The organism is Streptomyces prasinopilosus, from assembly GCF_001419695.1.
GTDB lineage: Bacteria > Actinomycetota > Actinomycetes > Streptomycetales > Streptomycetaceae > Streptomyces > Streptomyces prasinopilosus.
The window spans coordinates 1-5266 of record NZ_LIRG01000718.1; the positions used below are offsets into that span (position 1 = coordinate 1).

5 protein-coding genes are annotated in these 5266 nt (G+C 74.8%); 3 read left to right on the plus strand and 2 right to left on the minus strand.

Annotation, left to right across the window (positions count from 1 at the left end; all coding sequences use genetic code 11):
- Together AOK18_RS25140 and AOK18_RS25145 are read left to right on the plus strand one after the other, a co-directional pair.
- A partial coding sequence (locus AOK18_RS25140; RefSeq protein ID WP_055695811.1) for a PTS fructose transporter subunit IIABC occupies nt 1-2105 on the plus strand: 2105 nt, incomplete at its 5' end.
- Between the two features lie 196 nt (nt 2106-2301).
- On the plus strand, nt 2302-2745 hold the full coding sequence (locus tag AOK18_RS25145; RefSeq protein ID WP_079105165.1) for a hypothetical protein: 444 nt from the start codon (nt 2302-2304) through the stop codon (nt 2743-2745).
- 89 nt (nt 2746-2834) lie between these two features.
- Here AOK18_RS25145 and AOK18_RS25150 read toward each other — a convergent pair whose 3' ends face one another.
- Both AOK18_RS25150 and AOK18_RS25155 read right to left on the minus strand, forming a co-directional pair.
- On the minus strand, nt 2835-3590 hold the full coding sequence (locus AOK18_RS25150) for a DUF6227 family protein (RefSeq protein ID WP_055695813.1): 756 nt from the start codon (nt 3588-3590) through the stop codon (nt 2835-2837).
- 270 nt (nt 3591-3860) lie between these two features.
- Nucleotides 3861-4940, minus strand: a complete 1080-nt coding sequence (locus AOK18_RS25155) for a P1 family peptidase (protein WP_055695814.1) — start codon at nt 4938-4940, stop codon at nt 3861-3863.
- 146 nt (nt 4941-5086) lie between these two features.
- On the opposite strand from AOK18_RS25155, the gene AOK18_RS32670 reads away from it, so the two are divergent.
- Nucleotides 5087-5266: hypothetical protein (locus AOK18_RS32670; RefSeq protein ID WP_055695815.1), on the plus strand; the 180-nt coding region annotated here is incomplete at its 3' end.

Here is a 5266-nt window from a genome sequence, read left to right on the forward strand (position 1 = left end):
TCGCCGACGTGGCCGCCCGCGAGGCCCAGATGCCGACCGGCCTCGACGGCGGTATCGGCATCCCGCACTGCCGCAGCGAACACGTCACCGAGCCGACGCTGGCCTTCGGCCGCAGCGCCGCCGGGATCGACTTCGGCGCGGCGGACGGCCCCGCCGACCTGATCTTCCTGATCGCCGCCCCGGCCGGCGCGGACGACGCCCACCTGACGATCCTCTCCTCGCTGGCGCGGAAACTGATGAACGCCGAGTTCACCGACGGGCTCCGGGCGGTCGGCGACGCGGAGGGCGCCGCGGCGCTCATCCGCGGGGACGAGCAGCCGGCGGCCGACGGGGCCGGGGCAGCCACGGCGGACGCGGGCACCCCCGGCAAGCCCGACAGTTCCCGTGGCTCCGACAGCCCCGAAGGATCCAAGGACCCCACGGACTCCGTGGTGGCGCCGGCGGCGGCCTCCGCCGGCACCACCACGGGCACCACCGGGACGGCCGCCGCGGACGCGACCGCCACCGACGCGGCCGCCCGGGACGGAGCCGCCACGGACACGGCCGCCCAGGACGCGGACACGTCCGGTGCGGACGCGGACACGTCCGGTGGGGGCGCGCACCCCTTCCGGATCGTCGCCGTCACCTCCTGCCCCACGGGCATCGCCCACACGTACATGGCGGCGGAGGCGCTGGAGAACGCCGGCCGGGAAGCGGGCGTCGAGGTCGCGGTCGAGCCGCAGGGCTCGGCGGGCTTCACCCGGCTCGACCCGGCCGTGATCGCGGCCGCGGACGGCGTGATCTTCGCCCACGACGTGCCCGTCCGGGAGAAGGAACGCTTCGCCGGCAAGCCGACCGTCGACACCGGCGTCAAGGCGGGCATCAACCGCCCCGCGGAACTGATCGCCGAGGTCCGGGGGAAGGCCGAGCGCGGTGAGGCCACCGCGGCCGCCGCACCGGGCGGCACCCCCGTGGACCGCGCCGGCGCGCCCGGCGAGGGCTACGGCACCAAGCTGCGCAAGTGGCTCATGTCCGGCGTCAGCTACATGGTCCCGTTCGTCGCGGCGGGCGGTCTCCTCATCGCCCTCGGCTTCGCGATCGGCGGCTACGAGATCAACGAGGCGCCGTCGGTGATGGAACACTTCGTGTGGACCCAGGCCGACAGCTGGGGCGCCCTGCTGTTCCAGATCGGCGGCGTCGCCTTCGGGTTCCTCGTCCCGGTCCTGGCCGGCTACATCGCCTACGGCATGGCGGACCGGCCCGGACTCGTGCCCGGCTTCGTCGGCGGCGCGATCTCCCTCACCATCAGCGCCGGCTTCCTCGGCGGTCTCGCCGCCGGTCTGATCGCCGGTGCGGTCGTGCTGGCGATCCAGCGGGTGCGCATCCCGGCGGCACTGCGCGGCATCATGCCGGTGGTGGTGATCCCGCTGATCTCCTCGGCGGTGGTCGGCTTCCTGATGTTCGTGGTGATCGGCAAGCCGATCGCCGAGGCGCAGAACGCCATGACCGACTGGCTGAACGGCCTCACCGGAACCAACGCCATCCTGCTCGGCACCCTGCTCGGCCTGATGATGTGCTTCGACCTCGGCGGCCCCGTCAACAAGGTCGCGTACACCTTCGCCACGGCCGGTATCGCGGTCGCGAGTCCCAGCGACTCCGCGATGAAGATCATGGCCGCGGTGATGGCGGCCGGCATGGTTCCGCCGCTGGCGATGGCCCTGGCCACCACGGTCCGCGGCAAGCTCTTCAACCGGACCGAGCGGGAGAACGGCAAGGCCGCCTGGGTCCTGGGCGCCTCCTTCATCTCCGAGGGCGCGATCCCGTTCGCGGCGGCCGACCCGCTGCGCGTGATCCCCGCCTCGATGGTGGGCGGTGCGGTCACCGGAGCCCTGTCGATGGCCTTCGGTGCCACCCTGCGCGCTCCGCACGGCGGCATCTTCGTGGTCCCGCTGATCGGGAACCCGCTGCTCTACCTGGTGGCCATCGCGGCGGGCGTCTGCGTCACGGCGGCCCTGGTGATCGTCCTGAAGGGCCTGCGCAAGACGGTTCCGGGAGCGCCCGGCGCGACCGGCGGCGAAGGCCCGGCGGCCCCGGCGACGGAACCGAAGCAGCCGGTCGCCGCGTGACGGCAGAACGGACGGCCCGCACGCCGGCAACGGCGAAGGGACGGTGCGGGAGGACACCGACGCGGGACGGCCGTGACGGCGAAACTCCCCAATGGGCACATGTGGGACTTTCGCAGCCAAACGAGTCAACTGCGATATAGATCACGTTCACCACGGTCCGGGACCAAAGTCCCGGACCGTGTTGTGTACTGGGCCCATGCCTGAGCGCGACTCGATCTTGAGGGTGACGGGCGCCGCCGTCCTCACCCTGGTGGCCGCGGCCTGCACGGCGGGCCTGGCCGGTGTCCTGCGGCGGGACCGCAGGGGGGTGCGGGAAGACGGCACCGGCCTGCGGATACGGATGCGGACGCCGGCCCGAGCGGGAACGGGCCGGGGGCCCGGAGGGCCGAAACGGCGGGACGAGGACATCGGCCCCCGCCCGGACGGGAAGCCGGACCGGAACCGGGAGCCGGATCCCCGTCCGCACCCGGAGCCGCAGCAGGAGCGCGGCGTTCCGGCGCCCCGGGAGGTGCGGGCGCTCCGGACGATTCCGCGCCAGCGGCGCACGGGTCCGGAGGCGGAGTCGGTGCGGCTCACTCCGGCCGAGCGCGAGGCGTTCGCCGTCCTGGTGCGGCGCTTCGCCGGGGGCCGGGAGAAGTGAGGACGACGGAACACGGCGGGGCCGGCGGACGGAACGACGGCAGGACGGCGGCGAGGCGGCGGAGGGCCGGGCGTCCCGTCCCGGCCGGGTCAGGACAGTTGCGCCGCGCGCCGCTCCATCGCGTCCCGGGCGGCGGCCTCGGTGTCGTACACCTCGCACATGTGCCGCCCGTCCGGCGTGGCCGTGTGCTCCACCTCCCAGAGGGAGATCTTCGCGCCGTCACGCAGCAGGAACGCGTGCTCGTACAGCGAGAAGGACAGCCCCGCCCGCCCCGGCCCGCCCGGGGTGGACGGGCGGCCGAAGGCCTGGGTGATCTGGTGGGCGGACGCCGTGGCCAGCAGCGCGGCCGTCCGGGGGCCCGGACGGTCCGTGTTCTCCGCCCGGCGCAGTAAGCGGCGCGCGTGGTCCGCCGAGGCGTCGGGGACGTAGACGGGCGGGGGCGCGGGGATCCGGGACAACCGCACCGTCACCGGCAGTTCGAAGTCCGGGGCCTCCGGCGGCAGCGGCAGCCGGGCGGTGGCGACGCCCAGCTCCTCCTCGTCCAGGTACACCTCGTGCTGGGGCCCGCCGCCCGGGGCCGTGTTGTGGACCAGCTCCCAGAGCGTGAGCGCCGATCCGTCGGCGAGCAGCCAGGTGTGCCGGTACGTCTCGCGGTGCAGCCCCGCGCTGTGGTGCGCGGAGTGCAGCGAACCGTCGTACGCCAGCGCGCAGTCGAGCAGGCGCACCGCCTCGTCGGGCAGGTCGAAGGAGTTCAGGGCGCGGCCGAGCAGTCGCGCGAGCTGCTCCTCGGGGGACTCGGGCGAGTCGGCTGGTTCGTGCGCTGCCGTCTCGTACGGAACGCTCAAGGTTTCTCCCGGCATTGCTGCATGTCACCTTGTGAGTGCATACCGTAGCCTCTCGGGCGGACATCGTGTCCGGGAACCGAGAAAACGTACGGCGTCACAACGGATCGATCACCCGGGGAATTCCCGGCCGCCTCCGGCACGCATGCGCACCCCCTGATCAGGCGCCGTCACGGGCGCTCCGCACCGGGCCGTCGGCCGGTGAGCACGCACTCCGCTCAGCGGCCGGACCCCTCCGCACACCGGACGTTCCCGCTGTCCCGCCCGACTCTCCTACGCTTCCCCGTTCGGCGCGTCCCACGCCTCCCCGTCCGGTTCGTCATGCGGGCGGCCGTACAACTCCCCGTACGACGGCCAGACTCCGCCCGGCCCGTCCACCGACTCGGCGGTGCGCAGGGCCCGTACGATCGCGCGGGTCACCAAGTCGGCGCCCGCCGCGAGGATCTCGTTGAGGGCGAGCGGGTCCCCGGTGTCGAGCGGGCGGGCGCCCGTGGCGAGGGTGAACACCGTGTCCCCGTCGTTGAGCAGGTGCACCGGCCGCACCGCCCGCGCGATGCCGTCGTGCGAGGTGCCGGCCAGCTTCTGCGCCTGCGCCCTGGACAGCTCCGCGTCGGTGGCGACCACCGCGAGCGTGGTGTTGAGCGGCTGCGGCCCGTTGCGCTCCGCGATGCCGGCGAGGCGCCGGAGCGCCGCCGCGTGCACCTCCGGGTCGGGGTGGCGTACCCGGCCGCCCCGGAGCAACTCGCCGTACAGCGTTCCCGTCTCCGGGTCCAGCGCCGACCCCGCCGCGTTGGCCACGACCAGCGCGGCCACCGTGATGCCCGAGTCCAGCACCGTGCTCGCGGTGCCGACCCCGCCCTTCACCGCTCCGACCACGGCCCCCGTACCGGCGCCCACGCACCCCTCCGGCACCCGCGCCCCCGGCGCGGTCGCCGCGGCCGCCTCGACCGCCGCGCGCCCCGTGGCCGCGTCCGGCCGGGCCCGGAAGTCCCCGCCCCGGCCCAGGTCGAAGACGCAGGCGGCCGGCACCACCGGCACCACGTGCGCGGGGTCCGCATCGACGCGCACCCCGCGCCCCCGCTCCTCCAGCCAGGCCATCACCCCGGACGCCGCGTCGAGTCCGTAGGCACTGCCCCCGGTCAGGACGAGCGCCTCGACGCGCTGCACGAAGTTGCGGGGATCGAGCGCGTCGGTCTCCTTCGTGCCGGGACCGCCGCCCCGCACATCCACGGCGGCCACGGTCCCTCCCTCGGGGGCGAGCACCACCGTGGTGCCGGTGAGCAGGCCGTTCCCGGTGCGGGTCGCGTGTCCCACGCGCACACCGGCCACATCGGTCAGAGCGTCGACAGTCATGGCGTCAGTCTCGCGCGCCCGCCACCGGAGCAGGGCCCCGTCACCGGAACGGCGCGCCGCGGCCGGCGCGGGGCGCCGCGGCCGGGGAGCAGCGTCAGGGATCCGCCGTCGCCGGGGCGGCTCCGCCGGAGCCGTATTCTGGTCGTATGAGCACTGCCCCCGAGCCCCGGCCGCGCGAGCCGAAGCCCGCGCTGGTCTTCGACGATCCGCTGGACCAGCAGTCCGCGGACGACACGGACCGGGGGTGGGGCGGCTTCTCGTCGAGGAAGCGCTTCAGGTCCGACGCGCTGTCACCGGACGGGCGGTCGCCCCACCCCCGGTCCGTG

Coding starts and splice junctions, on each gene's coding strand:
- AOK18_RS25155 (WP_055695814.1), bottom strand. CDS start 4,940: ATGACTGTCGACGCTCTGACCGATGTGGCCGGTGTGCGCGTGGGACAC.
- AOK18_RS25145 (WP_079105165.1), top strand. CDS start 2,302: ATGCCTGAGCGCGACTCGATCTTGAGGGTGACGGGCGCCGCCGTCCTC.